General features: G+C 25.0%; 16 protein-coding genes. 4 read left to right on the top strand and 12 right to left on the bottom strand.

The genetic code is table 11. The features are described from left to right. The first annotated feature begins 197 nt into the window (after positions 1–197). Positions 198–839: a cobalt-precorrin-7 (C(5))-methyltransferase gene (locus tag T523_RS03965; protein ID WP_042707631.1), complete on the top strand. Its 642-nt coding sequence runs from the start codon at positions 198–200 to the stop codon at positions 837–839. Between the two features lie 878 nt (positions 840–1,717). On the opposite strand, the gene leuS is transcribed toward T523_RS03965, so the two are convergent. From leuS to T523_RS03950, 3 genes are all read right to left on the bottom strand, one after another. Beyond that, a complete protein-coding gene (leuS, locus tag T523_RS03960; RefSeq protein ID WP_042707630.1) occupies positions 1,718–4,585 on the bottom strand; it encodes a leucine--tRNA ligase in 2,868 nt (955 codons plus the stop codon). 125 nt (positions 4,586–4,710) lie between these two features. Next, positions 4,711–5,526 (bottom strand): NAD+ synthase, encoded by an 816-nt coding sequence (locus T523_RS03955; protein WP_042707629.1) that lies wholly within the window; start codon positions 5,524–5,526, stop codon positions 4,711–4,713. 605 nt (positions 5,527–6,131) lie between these two features. Beyond that, entirely contained in the window at positions 6,132–6,671 is a 540-nt protein-coding gene (locus T523_RS03950) for a DUF2115 domain-containing protein (protein ID WP_042707628.1), read from the bottom strand. Positions 6,672–6,938: 267 nt separating this feature from the next. Here T523_RS03950 and T523_RS03945 point away from each other — a divergent pair, with 267 nt between their 5' ends. Then, positions 6,939–7,952, top strand: coding sequence for an ArsA family ATPase (locus T523_RS03945; protein ID WP_042707626.1), 1,014 nt, complete (start codon positions 6,939–6,941; stop codon positions 7,950–7,952). A 521-nt stretch (positions 7,953–8,473) separates the two neighbouring features. Beyond that, positions 8,474–10,621 carry a hypothetical protein gene (locus tag T523_RS03940; RefSeq protein WP_042707625.1) on the top strand — a complete coding sequence of 716 codons (2,148 nt, stop codon included), beginning with the start codon at positions 8,474–8,476 and terminating at the stop codon, positions 10,619–10,621. Positions 10,622–10,715: 94 nt separating this feature from the next. Here T523_RS03940 and T523_RS03935 read toward each other — a convergent pair whose 3' ends face one another. The 9 genes from T523_RS03935 to T523_RS03895 all read right to left on the bottom strand — a co-directional run bounded on the left by T523_RS03935 (position 10,716) and on the right by T523_RS03895 (position 24,407). Beyond that, on the bottom strand, positions 10,716–11,447 hold the full coding sequence (locus T523_RS03935) for a tRNA (adenine-N1)-methyltransferase (protein WP_042707624.1): 732 nt from the start codon (positions 11,445–11,447) through the stop codon (positions 10,716–10,718). Between the two features lie 240 nt (positions 11,448–11,687). Further along, positions 11,688–14,051 carry a DEAD/DEAH box helicase gene (locus T523_RS03930; protein ID WP_042707623.1) on the bottom strand — a complete coding sequence of 788 codons (2,364 nt, stop codon included), beginning with the start codon at positions 14,049–14,051 and terminating at the stop codon, positions 11,688–11,690. Between the two features lie 273 nt (positions 14,052–14,324). Next, entirely contained in the window at positions 14,325–15,785 is a 1,461-nt protein-coding gene (locus T523_RS03925) for a Mur ligase family protein (RefSeq protein WP_042707622.1), read from the bottom strand. Between the two features lie 439 nt (positions 15,786–16,224). Next, positions 16,225–17,418, bottom strand: a complete 1,194-nt coding sequence (locus tag T523_RS03920; protein ID WP_042707621.1) for an aconitase X — start codon at positions 17,416–17,418, stop codon at positions 16,225–16,227. A 464-nt stretch (positions 17,419–17,882) separates the two neighbouring features. Beyond that, entirely contained in the window at positions 17,883–19,772 is a 1,890-nt protein-coding gene (locus tag T523_RS03915) for an Ig-like domain repeat protein (RefSeq protein WP_042707620.1), read from the bottom strand. A 350-nt stretch (positions 19,773–20,122) separates the two neighbouring features. Next, the gene (locus tag T523_RS03910) at positions 20,123–21,457 is read right to left on the bottom strand and encodes a DHHA1 domain-containing protein (RefSeq protein WP_084486419.1); all 1,335 of its coding nucleotides are present in this window, start codon (positions 21,455–21,457) and stop codon (positions 20,123–20,125) included. Continuing rightward, the gene (locus T523_RS03905) at positions 21,447–21,845 is read right to left on the bottom strand and encodes a 30S ribosomal protein S15 (protein WP_042707618.1); all 399 of its coding nucleotides are present in this window, start codon (positions 21,843–21,845) and stop codon (positions 21,447–21,449) included. The genes T523_RS03910 and T523_RS03905 overlap by 11 nt, the downstream gene beginning before the upstream one ends. Before the next feature lie 184 nt (positions 21,846–22,029). Next, positions 22,030–22,587 carry an XTP/dITP diphosphatase gene (locus T523_RS03900; protein ID WP_042707617.1) on the bottom strand — a complete coding sequence of 186 codons (558 nt, stop codon included), beginning with the start codon at positions 22,585–22,587 and terminating at the stop codon, positions 22,030–22,032. 167 nt (positions 22,588–22,754) lie between these two features. Next, a complete protein-coding gene (locus tag T523_RS03895; protein ID WP_042707616.1) occupies positions 22,755–24,407 on the bottom strand; it encodes a bifunctional N(6)-L-threonylcarbamoyladenine synthase/serine/threonine protein kinase in 1,653 nt (550 codons plus the stop codon). A gap of 392 nt (positions 24,408–24,799) precedes the next feature. On the opposite strand from T523_RS03895, the gene cobT reads away from it, so the two are divergent. Continuing rightward, positions 24,800–25,858: a nicotinate mononucleotide-dependent phosphoribosyltransferase CobT gene (gene cobT, locus T523_RS03890; protein WP_042707615.1), complete on the top strand. Its 1,059-nt coding sequence runs from the start codon at positions 24,800–24,802 to the stop codon at positions 25,856–25,858. The last annotated feature ends 235 nt before the right edge of the window (positions 25,859–26,093 follow it).

The raw sequence follows: 26,093 nt of genomic DNA, 5'->3' as shown, positions 1-26,093 counted from the left end.
AATTTAAAATAAAATTTATTCATACTTTAAAGATAAATGAATTTAAAGTTAAACTTTAAATAGCTAAATTTAAAAAATTGAAATTTTTGAAAATCAATTTATAAAAGTTTAATACTTAAAATTAGATTTAAAAAAAACTTATCCTAAGTTAAAAATTAAAGATTTTTCAATAAATAAAATTAAAATAGGTAAATAAAATGTCAAAATTATACATAATTGGTATTGGTCCAGGTGCAAAAGAGTATTTAACATACAAAGCTGTTAAAACTGTAGAAGATGTAGATATTGTAATAGGAAGTCAAAGAGCAATAAATCTTTTTGATAATATAAACAAAACAATAATATTTAATGTTAAAAATTTACATGGAAACCTTGAAGAAAGTGTTAATCTTGCATTAAATGGTAAAACTGTAGCACTATTATCTACAGGAGATCCTGGATTTTCAGGTCTTTTAAGTCCAATACTTGAAATTTCTAAAGAAAAAAATTTCAATACCAATAATATAGAAGTTATACCTGGAATAAGTTCACTTCAACTTGCAAGTGCAAAATCTCAGATTCCATGGGATAAAGCAAACATAGTAACTTTTCATGGAAGAAAAAATATTAAAGATATATTAAGAATCATTGATAATGGGAAACCAACAATAGCACTCCCATCTAGAAAAGTTAAAGATATGGCACAATATTTAATTGATAATGGAGTAAATCCTAAAAGAAAAGTTATGGTATGTGAAAGATTAAGTTATCCTGATGAAAAAATAGTTAAAAGTACTCTTAAAGATATAAGTACTTCTGAATTTACATATATGTGTGTAATAGTCATATATACTGAATAAATACTGCTTATTAAATCATTATATTTATATTCAAAATTTTCAAGTGCAATACATTCTGAATAAACACCTACTAAATCGATATATTTATTGAATTTTCAAGTATAATAATCATATATACTGAATAAACATTTCTAAATTTTAATAGAAATAGCTAATAATGAGTAATAAATATTTATATTATAACATACTTGGTTTAAGTGATGTGTAATTAAATACAATTGCAACTGAGCCAAATAATAGAATAAGTAAAAATAAAACCACAATACTATATTTAAACCATTTTTCTTTATCCATATTTTTAATTTTTAAATTATTTAAAATAAAAATTTAACTATTAAAATTTATTTACTATTAATTAAAAATCAATAAGGACATTAAATTAAAATATTAATTTAATAAAACTTTAAGATAAAAAAATATAAAAAAATAAACAAAGAAGAAAATAAGATAAAGCAAAAAAAATATAAAAATTTTATATTTATTTAAACTAATCCTATTTAATTAATCGAACTTTTAAATAAAATCAAAGATTTAATAAAAATATTTAGTATAAAGTATTATATGTATATGTAAGTGTATAATTTTAATAGTTTTATAAAATTTATTATTTAATGTAAATAAATAAAATATCTCTTTATAATCTATTTTCTATAAAAACCTAATTTTTAAAAATACCCTTATTTTAATATAAATAAATATATTCTAAATTTTAAAAATATTAAAAAACTGAGTCTATTAAAAACTATTTTTTATAATAATTTAAACATTACAATACTTGAAAATAAGCCTATTCTAAAAATTAAAAGAATTTCAAAAGCTAATATCATAATTGAAAAATTAAAAAATATAAAAAAAGTATTAGAATAGTTAATTAATAACTATTCTAAGAATATAGCAGGTTTATATGGCATAGCATTTCTTGCTTTGTTTTGTGGATCGTATGAATCATCAGTATGTATAATTACTTCACTTCCACATTCTTCCTCAAGATATGCTTTACTATCATTTAAAATAGCTGCTTCATCTATTTTTCCAATATATTTTGTTTTAGTCATTTCACGACTAATTTTTTTAGCAGTATTAGCTATTTCTTTTTTATCTGAGTAAATATTAGCTTTAATTGCTTTACCCATCATTTGACCAATATCAGGTTTTCCAATTTCATCAGCAATCTCATATAAATCCCATTTCCATTTTGGAGCAAGATAAATATGGATTTTATTTACATCTTCATCAACCATTTTTTTAATCTCATTAATATCTTTAACAAGGTTTTGAATAAGCTCTTCAGATTTTTCAATTTCTTCATCTATTAAACTATCATCATATTCTGGCCATGAAGCTTCTGATACAAATCCTTCTCCACCATATTTATTCCATAATTCTTCACAAGTATGTGGTGTAAATGGTGCTAATATTTTAATCCAATCTTTAATTAAAGTAGATAATACATATTTAACTTCTTCATCATCATCGTTTATAATATGTTGTACTCTGTACATATAATGATCTACATCTTTTTTAAGTAAGAAAAGTGCTTCTTGTGAAGCTTTTCTTGTTTGGAATACTTCTAATGCTTCTGTAGAGTTTTTAATATGTTGGTTTAATTTTGCAATAATCCATTTACTAATATTTGTTTTAACTTCCACTTCAGGAATATTAGATAAATTAAGATTTCCTCCATTGATTTGATTTACTTTAGCTGCAAAATCTCTAAACCATTGAAGTCTTCTTTGAGTTCCTTTAACCTCTTTTTCTCTCCAATCAAAATCTTGCCATGGTTCAGCTGAAGACATTAAGAATAATCTTACAACATCAGCAGAATATTCATTTATTGCATCATCAAGTAAAATAACATTTCCTTTTGATGAAGACATTTTATTTCCTTCAAGAAGTCCCATACCAAATACTACAGTTCCTTTAGGCCATTTTGCTTTAGGGAAGATTGCAGTATGTGCAAACATTAAGAAACTTAAATGGTTTCCAACTAAATCTTTTGCAGATAACCTCCAATCTAATGGATACCAATAATTAAATTCTTTTTGTATTTTATCAACTAATTCTGGTTCTACTTTAATATCATCAGAATCTATATTTAAAAATACTTTATCAAAGAATGCATCATTTAACAATTCTGGATCCATATCTCTAAGGTATTTTGCAATAGTATAATAAGACATGTAAATTGTAGAATCTGTAAGTGGTTCAATTAACCATTTTTTATCCCATGGTACTCTAGTTCCAAGACCTACTCTTCTTGAACATGCCCAATCTTGTAACCATCCAAGATAGTAATCAAAGTTTGCTTTTATTTCTCCAGGAATAACAGTTTCTCCTTCAAGACATTCTTTAGCTTTTTTAGTCCATTCTTCATCAGAATATTTCATAAACCATTGGTCATCCATGATTTTAACTACACAACGATTACCACATCTACATATTACAGGTCTTTCTGCAAAGTCATAAATAATATCTGCAATATTCTCTTTAACAAGATCTTCTTTAACTTCATCTCTTACATATGCAACTTTTTTACCACCATATTTAGGGAAACGTTGACTAAGATATCCTTTACTATGTTCAGTTTTATATAATTCTTCAGTTGCTTCATGTACTTTAGAATCATTTTGATTTGTAATTTGAAGTTTTTCTATAATTTCTTTTGCAGGAATATCACCATATCCTTTAACACTTACAACATTAATTGGTTCTACTTTTTCAACGATTTCTGCAATATTATATTTTTCAATTAATTCTTTATTCTGTTTTAAGTCTTGAAGTGCAATATAATCTGCTGGTGCATCAGCAGGTTCTGAAAATACTACTCCACTACCATATTCAGAGCTTACAAAACTAGCAGGGAATATTGGAAGTTTTTCATGACTTAATGGGTTTTCAACCATTTTTCCAATTAATTCTTCAGGGTTTATATCTTTAATTACTTTAAGTTCTTTCTGATTTGAAATATTGTAATATGCATCATCAGACATTACCCATTTTTCACCTTTAGATTGTCCTTTTTCAACTTCAACTAAAATATAATGGACTTCTGGGTTTAACCATAAATTAGTTGCACCAAAAATAGTTTCTGGACGTAAGGTTGCTGTAACAAGAGTTATATCTTCACATTTGAACTTTAATAAAGTAAGTTCATTTACTCCAACACCTTCACCTTCAAGAAGGTCGTGATCTCCTACTGGGTTTTTATCATGTGGACAATATTTTACTGGATGTTCCCCTTGTTTAATTAATCCTTTTTTATAAAGAGTATTAGCTTGCCAAGTTACAAATTTCTGATAAGTTGGATCAATAGTTCTAAATTCTCTTCTCCAATCAATTGAATATCCCATTTTATTCATAACATTGTGGTATTCTGTACTGAAATATTTGACAATATTAATAGGATCTGCAAGTTCAGGTAATTTATCTTTAGGTACTTTATGTACATGTTCATATAAATCTAAAGTCCAAGGATCTTTTCTTTGAATTCTATCTGCAATTCCAATAACTGGAGCTCCAGTTACATGCCATGCCATAGGGAACAATACATTATATCCTTCCATTCTTTTAAATCTTGCATATACATCAGGAACTGTATATGTTCTTCCATGTCCTACATGCATTGCTCCACTTGGATATGGAAATGCTACAGTAATATATAATTTTTCTTTATCATTTGGATCTGACTCAAATAACTTTGCATCTTGCCATTTTTTTTGCCATTTTTTTTCAATATTTTCTGACACACTTAACACCATTAGTATAAATTTTTTGAATTATTCAGTAATTTAGAGTTTAATAATATTTTAACCTATTTAAATTAAATTTTATAAAATTAATTTAATGAATTTTAAATGTTTTTATTGTATATTTAACTAAATATTTTATCTGATACAATTGGACTTTCTGGAACTTCTACTTTATGTCTACTTCCTAAAATCATATTTCTTATTCTATTAATTTCATCATTTGAAATATTAGTTAGATTCATAATGTCTTTATTTGATAAGTCTTTATCTACTATTAAATAAAGTACAGAATCTAAAAGTTCATAACTTAATCCAATTTCATCCTCATCAGTCTGACCTGGCCATAATCCAGCTCTTGGAGGTTTTATGATAATTTCCTCAGGAATTTTCCATTCTCTTGCAAGAGACCTTAATTGAGTTTTATATATATCCCCAATAGGTTCCATATCACAACCACCATCACCATATTTAGTGAAATAACCTATTAAGAGTTCACTTTTATTTCCAGTTCCTACAACCATTGAATTTCTAAGGTTAGCATAATAATATAATAAACACATTCTTATTCTAGCTTTAAGATTACCATTAGCCATTTTAACTGTATTTTCATCATAATCTTTAAGTTTAGATGCTTCTTTAAGGAATTCTTTTGTTATTTTATCAATGTTAATCTCTTTATATTCAATTTCTAATAAACGAGCCATTAGCCTAGCATGATCTGTATCTTCTTTTGGTGTAGTTGAAGAATACATATGTATTCCAAATACATTTTCACAACCTATTGCTTGAGCAGATAAATATGCAGATACAGTGGAATCTATTCCCCCACTTAATCCAATTACAATACCCTCACAATTTGCTTTTGATACTTTATTTTCTATAAATAAGCAAATTTCTTCTTTAACTTTTTCTTCATCAAGTTCAGGTAATTTATACATAAAAATCACATTAAACAATTTTTTATTAAAAATTCATTAATGTATTATATATTGTTTTTAATTTATTTATAATTAAGTTTCTAATAAAAATTAATTATTTATAGATAAAAAACTATGAATTTAATTTTTATAATTATATTTTCAGTTTTAAAAAAATAAAATAAGTTAAAACTAACTAAAAATACTTAATTTAAATTTTAAAGTCATATTATAAAAATATAATGTTTATATATTCATATAAATCTTTTAAATTTAATAAAAAATTCATATAATAAATCAAGTTTAATTTTAATAGAATTTTTTGAAATCTTATCTATAAAAATTTAAACTATAATTAAAAATTAAATTTAAGAGAATTTACTAAGTATGTTGAAATCTTATTTATAAAAATTTAAACTATAATTAAAAATTAAATTTAAGAGAATTTACTAAGTATGTTGAAATCTTATTTATAAAAATTTAAACTTAATACTTGAAAATCACTTTTAAGAAAGTTTATTCTAAAAATTATAAAAATTTCAACAAAGTCTATTTATTTTAAGAATTATAAGGATTTTTAAAAAAATCTATTTTTTAAGAATTATAAAGACTTTTAAGAAAATTTATTAATAATCAAGATTTTCAGCAATACAAAATTGACATACTGCTTTAGGATTATCCTCATTATTCTTTTTAACTGGACAGTAATATTTTCCATTTTTATATATAATCTCTAAATTTCCAGGAAATTTAGTACCAATTTCATGTATAGGTTCTTCAAGTATAAATGTTGTATATAAAGATATAATCGTATAAATAGTTTTAAATTCTTTACTATTTGTTTTATTCTCATTATCTTCTTCATATTGCCTTTTAAGTATTATAATTGATTTTATATATTCATCTATATCAAATTCATCATTAGAATATTTCTCTAGATTTTCATCTTTTATAGTATTAATTCTTATTACAAAACCTTTAGCATATGTTTTAAAGAAATCTTTTCTATACTGTTTTTGTACAGAATTTAAAGATTCTTTTAATTCATTTACTACTTTCATTTGATCATATATTGAAATTTTACGTGATTCTTCTTTCAATATTTTAAGAAGCTCAGATTTAGAATTATATCTATTTTTTCCTAATTCTTCAAGTTCTTGAAACATAGACATACCTCTATATTAAAATTTTAACTTATTATATTTAAAATTAACAAAAGATTATATATTATAAAATATAATTATAATAATAACTTTTAGTTACTAAAATAATTTAATGATTTTACTTATTTAAATAATTCACTATAATCACTTAAAATTTAAGAATAATATTGTGATTTTAATTTAATTAAGATAAAATCTTAAATAAAAATATAAATTTTTAAAAATTGTATAAATAAAATTATTAAAAAAATAGATATTAATGGTGAAATTATGGCATTTAAAGATTTATTTGATTTTAATAAAGATAAAACAACATTCATATTTGTAGGTGGAAAAGGAGGAGTTGGAAAAACATCTGTTTCAGCTTCAACAGCTATTTGGCTTGCAAATAAAGGTAAAAAAACATTACTTGTATCAACTGACCCTGCCCACTCATTATCTGATTCACTTGAAACATATATTGGACCTTATCCAAAATTCATTCGTGAAAATTTATGGGGTCTTGAAATAGATCCCGATGTAGCAATGGAAGAAAAACAAAGAGAAATTGATGCAAGAAAAGCAAGTTCTACAGATAGTAATACAATGTTTGGTTTAGATATTTTAGCTGATCAAATGGATATGGCTTCTTCTGCACCTGGTGCTGATGAAACTGCAGCATTTGAAGTTTTCTTAAAAATCATAAATGATGAAAGTAATGATTATGATATGGTAGTATTTGATACTGCACCTACAGGACATACATTAAGACTTTTATCATTCCCAGAACTAATGGAAACATGGGTAGGACGTATGATGAAAGCTAAAGCTAAACTTGGTGATGCTGCAAATAAAATTAAAAATATCCTTCCATTTCTAGATGGAGATGATGCAAGAACTAGTGAAGAGCTTGAAAGAACTAAACGTGAAGTAGAAAAAGCTAAGAAAGTATTATCTGATCCTGATAGAACTACATTTAAAATGGTTGTTATTCCTGAAGAAATGTCTATTTATGAATCAGAAAGAGCTATTGAAGCATTAAATAAACATGATATAACCACTGATGGGGTTATTGTAAATCAAGTTATGCCCGATATTGATGACTGTGATTTTTGTCACTCAAGGTATGTCCTACAACAAAAACGTTTAGCTTTAATTAATCAAAAATTTAAAAATCAGGAAATTACACAGGTTCCTTTGTTTAAAGATGAAGTTAAAGGTATTGATAACTTAACTAAATTTGGTGAAATTCTTTATGAAGGAAGAGAAAATGATGAAGTTCAACATAAAACTATTCAATTATAAGTTTATTTTATAAATAATGAAATTAAATTTAATACTTATTTTTACTTTATTTTCATATTTAAATCTATAAAAATCCTTAATTAATAATTTAATTTCATTAAATTATTTTTAAAAAATTTAACTTAAATTTAAGAGTTTAATACTTAAAAATTAATTAATATAATTAATAATAATATTATTATTAATTTTAATAGCTTCTTATAAAAAAACCACTATTTTTAAAATATTAATTATAAATTTACTTAATAAAATATCAAATATAAAAAATATTATATAATAAAATATAAAAATATTAAAGTATATCTTAAAAATTATAAAGAATAATTTAATAATAAAAAATAATATTATTGAAATAAATACTCTTGTTAAACCCTATTTAATTAGAAGTTTACTTATTAATTCATCTATTTATAAATTATAAATAAATTTTATATAATTTTAAAGGAATTTAACAAGTTAAATATTAAATAAAAATTAAATTATCCTAATTATTAAGATATAAAAAATAAAGAGGCTTTTTAATGAAAAAATCAATAGTTATTTTTACATTAAGTCTGGTTATTATATTTTGTTGTTTAAATGGAATTAGTGCAAGTACAGATAACAACACAATAATAAATAATCATACAAGTCCTGTTTTAACAAATACTAATAATAATATTGATAATAATATTAGTAATAATAATATAAAACAAGACAAAAGTTCTTTATCTTTAAATCAAAGCGAAAATCCTGATTATTATACTGTAAATTCAAGTAATATTCATAATTACTTTGATGATAATAATAAATTAAAACCAGAATATGGTGGTAAAATCATTGTATTTCAAGGAGAATTTAAAGATTTAAATACTCTTAGAATTGAATCAGATAATACTGTCATAGTAGGTAATAATTCACTATTGAAAAATACAGTACTTGGATTATATGGTAAAAACATTTATATCCAAAACTTAAACTTCCAATTAAATAAAAGTTTTAGTGATAATAAAGATTCAGGTATTTATGTTGGATCTGATAATATAACCATTGATAATATTACAATGGATTATAATGTTCCAGCTGGAAATAATGGTTTTGGAATCTATGTAGGAGATACTGGTTATAAAAATATCTTTAGATTCAATCTATATTACAGTACAGTAAATCTTACAAGTACAAATCCAGATGGATATCATAAATATGGTGTCCTTATAAGAGATACAACCCTTGGATTAATCTATGGAAATAAAATTAATTGTAAACTACCTTTAGTACCAGTTAATTGGCAAGGAGGAATCTTTGGTGGAGTAAGTATGGATTATGTACTTGGTTTTGGAGCTGAAGATTCAAAATATATTAATTTTATTAACAACTATGTAAACGTTACAGCATCTACTTTAGGAGGAGCTTTTCCTACATTAGATGCATGTATGTTTTATAAATGTGATAAAGCAGTTATTAAAGGAAATAAAATCTATGAAGAAGATTTAATAACTAAAAAAGGAGTTAATAACTACTTATATGGTTTAGATATTTATATTATGAATAATGTAACCATTGTAGATAATGAAATCCATATGAAAACATATGGTGGACAAGATTCAAATGGTGCTGCATATCCAATCCAAATAAATGGACCTTCATCAGATATAAAAATTGCATATAACAATTTAACAAGTATAAATAATGGTCCAAACCTTGGAATATATTCCAACAATTATTATGGAGAAGTAAAACTTTATATCTTAAGTAATTTCATAAATATTACAGGTTATGCTAGTGAAAATAACTGGGCATTAGTTGCAGGTATTGAAGTACAAGATAGTGATGATATAATATTAAATAACACAATCTATGCACAAAATGTAAACAACAATAACAATAGTAAGAATAATATTTATGGTATTAGTTATTCACAATCTACAAGTGGAAATCATAAATACAATATACAATACAATAAAGTTATAACCAATGGATATAAAGCAGTAATGTTAGATGCAGGTCATGGAGTTACAGATAGTAAAGTTGGAAACAATGTATTAATAACAGACCATTCACAAGGAAATGATGCTGTTGATATACATAATGATTATGAAGGATACAATAATCAAGTTTTCAACAATACTGGAAACCCTAATGAAAAACAAGATATGTCTAAAGATTTAATTCCTAAGGATGTCATAAATGCAATGAACAATTTATATACTCCAAATACTAGAAATTTCTTTAATACAAATACTAATGGAAATGGTACAAATCCATTTAATGGAAACGGAACTGGAAACAGTACAAATCCATTCCATGGAAATGGTACTGGATCCCATAGTGGCTTTAATACAAATTCCTCTCAAAATGGTATAATTCATAATGGAAATGGAATTAGAAATAATGGAGCAATATTCTTTAATAATGGTAATTCCTTTTTAAACCATAATGGATTAAGTAAAATTGCAAGTAACTCAACAAATATAAATACAGGAACATCAAGTCAAGAATTAGCTAGTGCATCAATTTCATCTGCTGGAGATGGTGGTCAATCATCACCTAAAGCATATGCAATTTACAAAAATACTAAAAGTATTAAAAATAATGACTATAAAATACCATTTGGAATAATTCTTATAATCATAGTATTATTAATTATTGCTGGATATAAATTCAGAAAAGATAAAGAAGAAGATGAATAAAATTTAAACTTATTAAATAATTAAATATTTATATACAAATATTTAATTATACTATTTTTTATTAAATTAAATAAATAAAAATTTATTTTATTTTTTATAATTTACGTGCAAAGATTAAATAACCACTATGACCAACCATACGTGTTTTAGGCCTCATACCTTGATTTCTAACTTCAATGCCTCTTTCTAAAGTTTCAAGAATATCAATATTTGAAAAACCTAATTTTTTAGAAATTTTATATGCAAGTTCTGCTTGTTCCATATATGGAGCATAAACAGCTAACCATCCTCCTAATTTTAAACTAGACCAAACACTTTCAAATATTTCATAAGGTTTAGGTAAATCAAGAAATACTAAATCAAGGTCTTCTTCTTCAATACCCTCTTTAATATCCTGATTTTTAATTTCAATATTAGTTAAACCGAAATTTTCAATATTCTTACTTGCAACTTTAGCAAAATCTTCTCTTATTTCATAGGAGGTAACATGACCTGTTTTACCTACTACATTTCCAAAATTTAATGCACTAGCCCCAGCACCAGTACCTGCATCTACAACACGATCACCAGAACCTAAGCCAGTATGGGAAAGTACAACACCAATGTCTTTTTGAATTAAAATAGAACATCTTCTATCCATTAAATCAATGAAATCATTAACATTAGGTTTAATAACTTTAAAATCTTTACCTAAATGAGTAGTTAAAGTATCTCCTATTGTTGCTCTTTCCATTTGTTCTTTTTTAATAATTCCTAAATCACTTTGGAATTCTTTATCTTGAGGAATTAAATATTTTTTCCCTCTTTCATCCATAATAACTTTCAATATACCACCAAGCTAATAAATTAAGATTAATAATTAAAATTAATATTATTAATAAATTACTAATTAAGAATAAATAATTTAATTAAAATATTATTAATAAACTACTAATTAAAAATTAATAATTTAATTAAAATTAATATTATTAATAAACTACTACATTAAAAATTAAAATTAATATTTAAAAATATTCTAATTAAAACTAAGTATCTAATTAAATATATAATATTAAGATATTTAATTTTACATCAATTTTTTATTTTTATCATCTTTTTTAAAATGTAAATATTTTGATTCAACAACTTTAATAATTTCATTAGCAGTTTTTTTACCAATTCCTTCAACTTCTGTTAAATCTTCTACTGAAGAATTTATAATATTTTTAACAGTACCAAAATGTTTTAATAATTTTTTAGCAGTTACTGGACCAATATTTGGTAAAGATTCAATGATGAACTGTTGTTGTTCCCAAAGATTATCTGGTTTTTTCTCTGTTCTAATTTGAATACTTGGAGTTTTACCATTCTGCTCTTTAATAGCAATACGTTTAATCATTGCTGCTGTATCATCAGGACCACGAGTTGGTATAATACTTATTCCAAAATCAATAGCAATTGAAGCTATAGCTCCACGAATAGCATTAGGATTTATAAAACCAGAATAAAAATCATTACCTTCTAAAATCATTATTGGTTTTTTAAATTCTTCCATCATTAATGTTGCTTGTTTAAATAAACGTTTATCTACAATAGAATCTACAAAATCTTTAGCAGTTTTACGTTCAATAATAATATCATCAGTTATTTGATAGTCTCCAACAGTCATAGTTTTAACTTCAACATTAACACCAATTGTATCAAGATTTCGTATAACTTTTGAGTTTCCTTCTCTTGAATCAGCATAAACCACAACTTTTTTTCGTTTATTTTTATTATTTAATTTATCTTCTTCTTTATTAAGTTCATTAAGATTATCAACTGATTTAATATTCCTAACACTATTCATTCTCTCTACAGCATTAAGATTAATATTTTTAAATAAATCATTATTAATTAATTGTGATTTCATATTTCTTTCTTTACGTTTAGAAGACCAGAAATAAGCTTCATCAATAGTGCCTTTTGTTATAAGTACTTTCATTCTACCTTGATGTTTCCTTCCAGTTCTTCCTCTACGTTGAATCATTCTAACTTCAGAAGGTACAGGTTCATATAATACTACAAGATCAATAGCTGGTATATCAATACCTTCCTCTGCAACACTAGTAGATAAAAGTACATCATAAATACCCATTTTAAATGCTTTAATAATCTCATGTTGTTGTTTTTGGGTTAAACCTTTCTCTCCATCACGTGTACCTTGACCATAAAATTTAATAGCTTTAATACCTTCATCTTCACATTTTTGACGAATCATTTCAAGAGTATCTCTAAATTGAGTAAAAACTAAGATTTTAGGAGAGGTTCTACTATCATGAGAATCTTCCATTTCACGTAAAGATTTTAATCTAGTTTGACCATCTTCATAACCTAATTCTTGTTTAAGAATACTTATTAACTTCCTAAGCTTAGGATGTTCATGACCATTTTCTTCTGCAATACTTGAAAGACGAACAGCACGTGAGAAATTATGATCCATGAAAAGATTTCTAGATGCTTTAGTTTTTTTCTTTTTTAATCTATTCACATATTGATTAAATGTTATTACACCTTGTGTTTCAACTAATTCTAAAGCATGTTGTAAATTAATTACTGCAGTTAAAATTGAAATAGCTTGATAACATTCCTTAGGAGGATTAGTTGTAGTAGCTAATTTATTTTGAACTCTACCTCTTGCTTTAAGAATATCTCTTTTATTAACTGTAATTGAATTAATAACTCCCATATTTTTTAAAGCTTTTAATCTTGATTTTAATGATTTTTTAAGTAATGATTGTATTTTTTCAAGATCTCTTCCAAGTTCTACAGGAATCCAATCAATTTTAATTGGGTTAAAATATGGTTTTACATCAGGATCTTCTTCAGATTTAACTACAACATCTTGAATAAATAAATTATCACAAACTTCTTTAATTTTAGCTTTATCATATCCTGGAGAAGCTGTTAAAGCTAGAATTAAATGGTTATCTCTTTCTTGAATATATCTATTTGCTAAATAAACATAAGAATAAGAACCAACAGCATGATGACATTCATCAAATACTATTAAAGAAACATTTTCTAGTGTGTATCTTCCATTTAATAAGTCTGCTTCAACAGTTTGTGGAGTAGCACATATAACAGATGATTCTTCCCATCTTTCTTTTCTATCATCTGGTTTAATAGAACCAGTAAGAGCAGTACATGGAACTGTTAAAAATTCTCTAAAAGATTCTTCATGTTGAATAGTTAAAGGTTTACTTGGAGATAAAATAAGAACTTTAGTTCCTTTTAATTTTTCTAACCTATCTGCAGCTACAAGAACAGCCACAATAGTTTTACCTAAAGCTGTTGGTGCAACAATCATAGTATTTCCTTTTTTAAGAGCGTTTGCTGCTAGAACCTTCTGATAGATTCTTGATTCAACAGTATTTTTTCTAAGTAAAGGATGTACTATATAATTTGACATAAGTCTATTTTAAGTTTCTAAGTTTATAAACCTTTTATTAAATTTATAAGTTATAATTTATAAATTATAAATAATAAATAATAAGTTATAAGTTATAAGTTATATGAAATAAGTTATAATAAAAAATCACTAAAAAATATTTTTTAAATAGTAAAAAATCAGTTAAATATCTTATAAACTCTAAATTAAATATAAAATACTAAAAAAAGAAGTAAAATATAATAAAAAGTAAAAAACTATTAGAACAAAAAAATATAACAAAAAATAAATTAATTATTCTTCATAATCAAATTTACCTTCATATTCTAAACAACCTTCTTTAAGACCTTTTTTAATACTAGAAACAATTCTTTCTCTATCATGCATAATAACTGGTCCAATATGAAGAATAATATCTCCAGGCTTTGAATATTTAATACAAAGTTTAGAACCTTCTTCCATAGTATCTGCAACTACACCTTTAGCTTTAGTATTTTTAGAACCTTCAAGAATAGCTTCTGCAGCAGCCATCTCTACTTTTTGAGTAACTTCATTAAATCCAGTTGCAACAATTACATTAACATACTTACCACATAATCTACCTACTTCTTGTTTATCTCTTTTAGTTGTGGTATCAAAATTATCTAATAAAAGAACAACATCATCATCTTTAAAGTATTCCATAGTAAGTCTCATACCTTCATATAAAAATGCAGAATCAAGAATAACTTCACGACCATTATATTTACCAATATTTTCCATGTGAACTTCAAGACCTTTAAATTTACTTAAAGCTTTAATAATAGATTCTTTATTAATACCATAAGTTAAAGCTGCTGCAGCTGCTGCTGTTGTATTTTCATAGAAATAGCTTTTCATTTTAAACGGTGATGTAAAACTACCTTTAATTGGACCAATACCTGTTTTTAATTTATCAGTATCATATTTTATTTCAATAGAGCCTTTAGAACCAATACCTATAAAATTACAGAAACTTGTATCCCAATCAGGGTTTTCCCAACCATAATATAATATATCATTTCTATTAGTACGTTCTTCAAGAAGTTGTTTTAAATGATTACTTGCAATTAAAGTTTCACTATCACGAGCTATAAAGAGTTTTCTATTAATGTATTTTTCCATAGATCCTCCAAACTCAGATAAATGATCTTCATGAATATTTAAGAAAATTCCAACTTTTATGTTTATATTTGGGAAAAGTCCAGCAGTTCCATGAGGTATTTCAAATACACAGATATCACATTCTTCATTTTGACCATTAACAATACCATCAACAATTACTTCACTAACTAGATTTTGATTAAGTGATGAACATGACCATACATTATATCCTGCTGCTTCAAAAATAGTAGTAGTGATATAGGTTGTTGTTGTTTTACCCATAGTTCCAGTAATACCAATAATATCTAAAGTAATAGCATCATTAATAAATTCACTTACCATCTCATTTGTTAAAACTTTAAGATTCAATTCTTGAACTTTTTTATATGCATAAGATGTTTTTGGTAAAGTTGGAGCCATGTAAACATAATCGATATCATTAAATTCAGGTTTTGGATTTCCTAAATCTAAAATTACACCTTCACTTTCCATTTCTAAAAGTCTTCTTTTAAAGTCTGGATGAAAATCATCAAGTTCTTTAGGATCTGTAATCTCAACATGATTACCTAAATGATTTAATAATCTTGCAACAGGTCTTCCTGCATTTCCAGCCCCAATAATTTTATAATTCATAATAGTTACTTCCTAAAAAATTAATAAATAATAATTATAAGTTTTAAACTCCAATAATATATAAAAATTTTACAAAATTCAAAATAAAAGCATTATAAAATTTAACAATATCCTAATCATTAATAATTAAAATCTAAAATTGAATTTACAAAATTCAAAATAAAAGCATTATAAAATTTAACAATATCCTAATCATTAATAATTAAAATCTAAAATCAATAATAAAAAATATCCCATTAAAGATTTAAGAATTAAATCAACAATAAATAATTATTCCTATTTAAAACTTAAAATCAATAATAATACATTATTTCTATTAAAAAATTTAAATTTAAAAATAAATTCTTTAAATTTAAACTTAATTGTATAAATTTAATTTTTTAAATAAATCTTTTTAAATTAAAGTTAATTATATAAATTTAAATTCTTAAATATCAAATTATTCAAAAATTAATAAATTCTCAACATCATCATATTTTACATCTATGCCTCCCATAGATGGTACATAGTTAGCTGCCTTTGCAGAATTTACACCAATTACTTTATATCCTAAGTCTTCAATTGGAGCAACTACCATACAAGTGTCACATACTATATGTCCACCTGCATTTTCAATAATTTTTGTATAACCCATTCTATCTGCAGATGCTTTAATGTTAATAGAAGTACAAATCCATAATTCATTTTTAATTTTCTTACCTTTAACAATTTCTGCAAGACTTTCAATTTCTGCAAGAGAAGCATGAGGACAACCTAAACACACTAAATCAGCATCTTTATCACTAGTAGATAATTTAGCTCTAGTTTCTTTAATATCAGAACTATCAATGCTTACTACATCCTTAAGTTCTTCAACTCCAACATCCTTATATTCAGGAGTAACCCCTTCAACTTGATACAATGCTACTGCACCAGATGAAGCAAGTGCTGCACCTAAAGTTTTAAGATCATCATTACTAATTTTTTGATTTTCACTTAAAGTAAAATATGGAACACCATCTTTTACTATTTGACCAATTGCATAACCTAAAGCACCGAAATCAGCACCTTTTAATTCAGTATCAACATTGACTTTTAAGGTAGCTTTTCTATTTTCATCTAAATGAAAACCATATAATGGTGTTTTACCACATATTGCTGCTGCAAGAGCTCCAGGTCCACCTTCACGATTAGTTCTTGCACCAATTACAGAATTAACATATGCAACTGCAGAAGATTCACTCCATGAAATATGATCCCCAAATCTTGGAACATTACCAATTAAATAAGGAGTACAAGTACATGTTGTATTAATACCAAGTTTCCCATAAGCATCAACGATTTTATTCTGTTTATTTGCAAAAAATTCTGAAAAACCTAATTCTTCCCAATTATCTAAGTCAACACCTGCAGGATTTAAAGTTGATGGAATACTTGCTTTAGCTTTAGTATCTAAAGCTAAATCTTCTAAATATTCTAAACCTGCTTGACCAATAGTTTTATAAGATACACCTGAAACTTGTGCAGAACTAATATCTACAAATTTTTCAGCTCCGTAAATATCTCCTAAAGCTATTAAAATATCCATACTTTTTCTAATGGTTTCTCCATATTCCCCATTAGACATTTTTTCTTCTTCTGGAGTCAAAAACATATTATCATCTTAATTTATTATTTTTATAATTGATATTTAGATAAAAGAAGCTAAAACTTAAATAAAAAATATTCAATTTAAATAGATTATATTATTACCTAATTATCAAATTATTAAAAAATTATTATTAAAACTAATAATTTAATTATAATAAGATTTGTTTATTATAATTTTTATATTTTTAATAAAAATTAATTCTTAAAGATATGAATTTTAAAATCAGATTTAATTAAAATATCCAATACGAATATTTTGACTCTACTAAAATCAATAAATTTTATTTTAAGTTAAATATTTAAATAAATTTATATTAATACTTTTTAGAGAAAATACTAAGATAATTTCCAAATATATAAAAAACTAAAAACTAAAAAACAAGAAAAATAAAAAAAATTAAACCTAAAGTAATATATAAAAAATTAAAAAATAAAATAGCCACAAATGGCTACTTTATTAAAAAAAAACTATCTTATAACTTTAATTTTAGTACTTGTAGTTTTACCATTGAAAGTACCATCACCAGCAAATTGTGTAGTAATTATATAAGTTCCAACACGAGTAAACCTTAATTTAAGGAATGCTTTACCATTTTTATCAGTTTTAAGGGTGTATGTTTTACCATTAACTTTAACAGTGATTTTTTTATTAACACCATTAACTGATTTTTTACTATCTAAAGCATTAGTACCTTTTAAAACAAAAGTCAAAGTCCTATAAGTATTTACTTTAACAGGATTAACACCACTAACAGCAATATTACTTACTTTAGGACTAACAGTAATTTTATTTACAACAAAACTACCATTATAATTATCATCACCTAAAAATGCAACAGCAAATGTATAAATCCCAGACCATGCAAGATTAATTTGAAGTTTAGCTACACCATTTTCATCAGTAGTTAAATTATAAACAACACCATTAAAACCAACACTAACAGGTTTATTAGCTAAAACATTACCATTTTGGTCTTTAAGAGTGACAATAAAGTATCTACCACGTTCACCATGATAAAAATCAACAGCAGTCTGATTAAAATCAGTAGAAACAATATTAGTAGCTAATTTTTCAGGAGTTTTATGATTAATTATTTGAATAGTACTATTTTCACCATTATAAGTATTATCTCCAGCATAATTAAATTTAATTGTAAGTTTACCATCAATTACTCTATCAATTTCTGCTATACCATTTTCATCAGTAGTAGCAGTAGCTTCAACACCATCAATAGTATATTTAAAGTCAGTTAAAGGAAGAGGATTACCAAGAGCATCAGTTAAATTAACAACAATTTTATCAGTACTATCATTATAATTTACATTAAAAACACCATGATTTTTAACAACAGTCCAATTATTTACATTTGATTTTATTTCTCTATAATCTTCCCCATTTAAATCATCATTATCCCCATAAATTTTTTGATCAAAGTAATAAGTACCAACATAATCACATTTTACAGTCATATTATATACTGGATTAGTTAAAAATTTTTCACCCAAATCATCTCTATAATCAAAATTATCCAATATTATAGGATAAGAACCAGGGACTGTATACATAATTTGTATAAGATATCCTGGCTGTTTTTTAAGCTCTTCTTCAGTAAAACCAGTAACAATTAAACTCAAACAAATTTCTTGACCTACAACTAAAACTTGATTTTGAGTAATATTTAAAACAATAGTCATATTAAAGTCTTTAGAAGATTTAAGTATATCATTTGGTTTAACATTTAATAAATATTTTTTTGCATTAGAAGAACTATTTGTTTGTGGACTATTAATAAATATATTATTATTTACAAATGTATAATTTCCATTTGGAATGTAAACTGTATCATTAGAATTACTTGTATGATTAATGAATGTGTTATTATATATTTTTAAGTATGGTGTACCATTTCCATCATAACCTACATTACTTGCATATATAGCTTGACCAATCTTAGCACTATTATGTACAAATGTAGATCCATGAAGATCAAAATATCCTCCAGCAGCTGTAGAAATAGCACCACCACATCCATTAGCAGTACTTATATTATCTGCAGTATAAGTAATATTACTATTAACATTATCATTACTAGATTCAACAGTATCTTTTAAATTTGCCCAATTATCAACAGTTTTTTCTGAATCAGAATAAACATTTGATTCATTAACAGATTGAACATCGTTTATTTCACTGTTTGAAGTTTGAACTTCATTAATTGAAGTAGTAGAACTATCATCAACACTGAAACTATTAGTATCAGCAGTAGAATTGCCTACATCAGTAGCACTAACTGCACCAATTAATAATAAAAGAGCAAATAAAGAAAGAATTAAATAAATTGAATTAATTTTCTTCATATAATCTCCTTATCCATTTAATTATAAAAAACAAATATTTTCATAATTATCAATTTTTAATCAATTATAATCTGTAAAAACAAAATTTAAACAAATTAAAAATAATTAAAAATTTAAACTATAAAAATATTATAAATAATCTAAAACAATTATAATAAAATAAATTTTAGATTAATTAAATTATTTATTAAAAATTTCATAAAATAAAAGAAAAAGTAAAAAATATTAATAAAACATTAAAATAATAAAAATTAAAATTTAAAATAATAAAAACAGAAAAATAAGATAATTTATATTAAAATAAATAATAATCCTAAATAAAAAAGTAAAAAAAAGAATAATAATTAAGTTTAACTATTATTTATTTGATATTCAATAGCCTCATTAACTAAATGTAAAAATTGATCTTTAGCAGAGTAAGGAATCATAGCACCAGCTGCTATATCATGACCTCCTCCTTGACCACCAAAATTAGATGAAACTTCTTGAAGAGCTTTACCTAAATTAACACCTCTATCAACTAATTCTCTAGTCGCTCTTCCAGATATTTTAATATCTTTATGTAATCTAGATAAACCTAAAACTGGTTTATTTTCATTAAATAATCCTACAGATAAACCAACACTTGCAATTGTTCCCATGACTTTTTTAATTATTTGATCTTCACTATATAAGTATTGGATAGCACTAAGTTGAACTGCACCTTCTTTTTTAATCCATTCCATACCTTTAATTAATTGTTTTCTATAGTTAGATCTTAATTTTAATGCAACATCAAGTGCTTCTCCACGTTCACCTAAAGCTAAACTTAAACCTAAACCATATTTTTTATTTTTTCCACATGCATCAAGAATATCTGAAAAATCTTCAAGATCTTTAAGAGCAGATATCTCTTTAGGAACTGTATAAATATTAGAAAGAATTTGTGGATTGATTTTAATAAGTTCATCTTTTACAATATCTTGTTCTTCACCAGGAAGTTCAGAGAATTTTATTGCATAAGAAACTCCCATATCCACTAAAAATTCTTGTGAAGCTTCTAAATCACCAGTCAATCCTTTAAGTGCTGGTTTAAATGTATATGCTAAAGATTTGTAAAGTGGTTCTGTGTTTTTAGATGCAATTTTTAATCCTTCATTAACTTCTAAAATACCAGATTCTAATGCATCATTTAAAATTAATTTATTCATACCAATAAATTCATTTTGACATTGCATATCACCAAATGCACCTACAAGTGCAAGACAAGCTAAGTGTTTTTTATTCATATTTCTTATAACAAGATATGATGAACCTGCTCCACTTAACTCTTTACTACCATCAACACCAAATAAATGTGGATTTACATGAATCACATTTTCATTTGCTTCAACATCAGCAGGTTGATGATGATCTGCAATAATAACATCAGCTTTAAATGAATTTATAGGTTTTAAACATGCACTTCCCATATCACAAAATACAAAAATTTCATAATTTTCTTTTTTTAATTCTTTTAAAACATCTAATTTAAGACGTGGAACTATTGTAATATGGAATTGTCCACCTTCTTCTTTAACCGCATTAGCAATTACTCCAGCTGCAGATAAACCATCTGCATCGTTATGGGAAATAATTCTAATAATATGGTTTTGTTGGATATGCTTTTTTAGCATATCACAAGCTTCAGCAGATCTATTTAACAAGTAATGCTGCTTCTGTTGGGTCATATCTCCATCCTTCAGGTAATTGACCATCTCTTACATAGTATTTTCCTAATCTTCTGATTCTGGATTCTACTATAGTTAATCCTCTTTTACTGTGAACATCTTTAGGGTTTTCAGCTAAGTGATCTCTTATGTTTACAGCTCTTCTAATTAAGTTCATTAAATCTTCTGGATATTTACCGAATTCATTATTTCTTTTTAAAATTTCAGTAATTTTTTCACCAGTAACTTCTTTAACACTAGGAACTCCATATTGATCTCTTAAAATAATACCAATTTCACTAGAAGATTTACCTTCTTTATGGAATTTTACAATAAATTCTTCAATTTCTTCATTTGAGTACATTACCCAATCAGGTCTTGCCATATTTAATACCTCATATAATTTTTATTTAATAAATAAGAAATAATCAGATTATAATCAAATTATTATTGCCCAAAAGATTAAAAAATCCAATTAATAGAAAAAATCTATTATACAAATATATATTTTAATATTTTAAAATCATACAATCAATAAATAGTTAAATAAATTTTAGATTCTAGTAAATTTATTCTTTATATTCACTAGCATACCATTTAATAAATTTATTTAAAGAGTTTTTTCTATGAGAAAACTTATTTTTTTCTTCAGTACTTAATTCACCAAATGTTTTGCCTTCAGATTCAACATAAAATATTGGGTCAAAAGCAAAACCTAAGTTTCCTCTTTCTTCTGTTGAGATTAATCCGTTGACTTTGCCTAAAAAGATCTTGGGCTCAGAATTGGGGGCACAAAACCCAATAACTGACCTGAATTCGGCATATCTATCATCAACGTCCTCCATTAACTTTAAAATTCCTTGGTTACCAAGAGTATCTTGAACATAATGTGAATATACTCCAGGAAAACCTTTTAAAGCTCTAATGAATAGACCAGCATCTTCAACAATCACAGATTTATTTAATTTACGACTAGCATATTTTGCACCGAAAAGAGCCACGTCTTCAAGTGTTCCTTGAGGTTCCATGTACCCTAAATCAATATGCTCTAATTTAATATCATAATTTTTGAATATACTTTCTGCTTCTATAACTTTATGTTTATTACCAGTTATAAATGTTATCATAAAATCACTTTTTTTAATGTTTATAGAAAAAATAATAAATTTTTAAAATAAATTAATAATCATAGAAAAATACAAATATTAACCTTCCTAATACCAAACAAATTAATAATCATAGAAAAATACAAATATTAACTTTTTTAATACCAAATTAATAATAATACATAATCTTAATGAGTATAACGACCTCTATGTTCAATTTCATCTATTTTATTACGGAACTCAAGAGGATTACTTGAATTTTCAAGATAAGCATCTAAAATCCAATTAAAAGTTTCTAGTGAAACATTATAATCAACACTTTTAATTGATTTTTTAAGTACAAGTAAATCATCAGCTTTATCTTCTAAAAGATTTGAATAATATGAAAGACCAAAGTCAATAAATACTAAATCTCCATTTTTATTTATTATCATATTAGAAGTTGTTAAATCTCCATGTATAATATCCATTTCATGCATTAAATTAATATATTCACCAATTTTAAATGATAGTTCTTTCCTTTTATTATAAGATAAATCATCAATTATATCTTTAACAGTATTACCTTTAATATATTCCATTGTAATGTTTTTATCATGTATATCAACATCATAAATTATTGGAGTTAATATACCTGAATTTTTAACATGAGATAATATTCTAGCTTCAGATTTAGTTCTTAATTTACGGATTTTATTATCAATTTCAGGAATCCTATAAGTTTTTTTAAGTCTTTTTTTAGTAATTACATCAGTTTCAAAATCATAATCATCAAAGCCATCAAACCATTTTCCTTTAACAATATCTGATTCAGCACCTTTTGCAATGAGATTATCTGGAAGTTTAATTTTATTATCAATATCTTTAACCCATGGAACATCAACTTCATCAGTTCTATACCTTTGTATAATATGAGTATCTTCAATATTCATAAATCCAAAGTATTTACTTCTTAACAAGCCAAGCCATGCAATCATTGCACCATTATCTCCACAGAATTTCATATCAGGCATGTAAAATTTAGCATAATGATTTTCAGCCATAGTATTTAACATCTCCCTTAAATGAGAATTTGCTGCAACACCACCACATAATAATACTTCATCTCTTTCAGTATGTGATAATGCTCTTTCTGTAACTTCTACAAGCATTGAAAATGCAGTTTCTTGTAATGAATAACAAACATCTTCTATTGCTGCACCATTTTTATATGCACGTAATGCTGCACTAAGAAGACCAGAAAATGAAAAGTCCATACCTTTAACTACATAAGGAAGTTCTATATATGAACCTTTTTTTGCAAGTTTTTCAATAACAGGACCTCCAGGATGACCAAGACCAGTTTCACGGCCAAAATGATCAAGACAATTACCTACAGCAATATCTAATGTTTCACCAAATATTCTGTATCTACCAGACTCATATGCTATAACCTGACTATTTCCACCGCTAACATATAATGTCACAGGATTTACAGCTCCTGTTGTTAATTTACCAATTTCAACATGTCCAATACAATGATTTACACCAATAATTGGTTTATTAATTGATAATGCTAAGGTTCTTGCAGAAGTTGCAACAATCCTTAAAGCAGGACCTAAACCAGGACCTTGAGAAAATGATACTAAATCAATATCATCAAAATTCAAATTTGCTTCATTTAAAGCTTGAGTTATAAGTTTAGGAATCCATTTAGCATGATGTTCAGCAGCTTCACGTGGATGTATACCTCCTTTTTCTGGATACAATTGATTTCCACAAATAGCTAAAATATTACCATCACTATCAACTATACCTACACCTGTTTTTTCTGCAGTTCCTTCAATTCCTAATGAGATCAATAATAATTCTCCTATAAATTATTTTAAATAAATAAATACCATGTTTAAATTAAATTTCTAAAAAAATCTTAATACTTAAATTAAATATTCTTAAAAAAACTTAATAATAGATAATAAATTAAAGAAAATACCTTTTTTAGAAACATAATTTGTAAATATCAAATAAATTTCAAATATAAAATCAAAGTAAATTAAGTTATATAAATTCTTCTTTATTAAATTTAAAATCTTAAATAGCTAAATTAAATAAAATTTAGATATATAGAAAATAGATTATTAAAAGATAATAATTAAACAAGTTAATAAACTTTAATAAACATAATAACAATTATAATTATATATAGTTTTTATAATATAAAAAAATTTTTTAAAAAACTAATTTAAGGGATAAAATGATAGATGGTCTTAAAACTTATGGAAAAGAAGATATAAACAAAAAATTAGAAGGAAAAAATCCAGTTTTTATTTGTACAATTGCAACAACTGATACTTCTAAAATACATGGAATAAGTGGAGCAGGTGCAAGTGAAGAACTTAATATGTATACTCCAGCAGCAGATGTAGAAATCATGAAATATGGAAAACCTCATTGTATGAAAGAAATTCCAGAAACAGTATCTGAGGGAGATTCAGCACCAACACCATCAATGTTAACAAAATCTTGTCTTGATCTAACTGGAACTGATTTAAAAGTAGTAGATGCAGGTTGTGAAATAAGACCAGATTTAGATTGTTATACACTTAGTGATTCATATGGTAAAGATATAAGTACAGGAAAAGGAGTAGATAATCCTCGTGAAATATACGAACAAGGATTAAAAATTGGTAAAGAATTAAGTAAAGAATATGATTATCTTGTAATAGGAGAAAGTATTGCTGCAGGAACTACAACTGCATTAGGTATTCTTAAAGCATTAGGTTATGATGCTGAATTTAAAGTAAGTGGAAGTATGCCTTATAATCCACATGAATTAAAATTAGAAACTGTTAATAAAGGTCTTAAAAATGCAAATATTACTCCTGGAAAAGTAGATGTATTTGATGCAATAGCTGCAGTAGGAGATCCAATGATGCCAGCAGTAGCAGGTATGACAATAGGTAGTGATGTTCCTGTAGTACTTGCAAGTGGAACTCAGATGGCAGGAGTATGTGCTGTAATAAAAGCTATTAAACCTGATTTTGATTTTACAAACATCACAATTGCAACTACAGTCTATGTTGCAAATGATGAAACAGCTGATATTTTCTATATTACAAAACAAATTAGTGATGATATTGTAATAAATGTTGTAGATCCTAAATTTGAAACAACAAATCATGGTGGTCTTAAAAATTATTTAACTGGATTTGTAAAAGAAGGTGCTGGTGCTGGTGGAGCAATGTATATGTCATTAATGGAAGGTAAAAATATTAATGAAATACTTAATGCAATTGTTAAAACATGTAGTTAATATTTTAACTATTTTTAACTAATAAAAATATTATTATAATAACTAAAAAATAGCTATATTATAGTTTATTATAATAATTAAAAACACAATTTTTAAATTTTTTTAACTAATAACTTTATTGAAATTCTTAAAATTTTTAGAATAAACTTTCTTAAAATTGATTCTTAATATTAACAATTTTGAATTTTTATAAAAAATAGTTTTTAGCAGCTTAATTTTAAAAAAACTTTCTTAA

It is taken from the genome of Methanobrevibacter wolinii SH (genome assembly GCF_000621965.1).
In the GTDB taxonomy this organism is placed as follows: Archaea; Methanobacteriota; Methanobacteria; order Methanobacteriales; family Methanobacteriaceae; genus Methanarmilla; species Methanarmilla wolinii.
The sequence above is the reverse complement of the archived record's forward strand: the minus strand, read 5'-3'. Positions and strand labels throughout refer to the sequence as shown.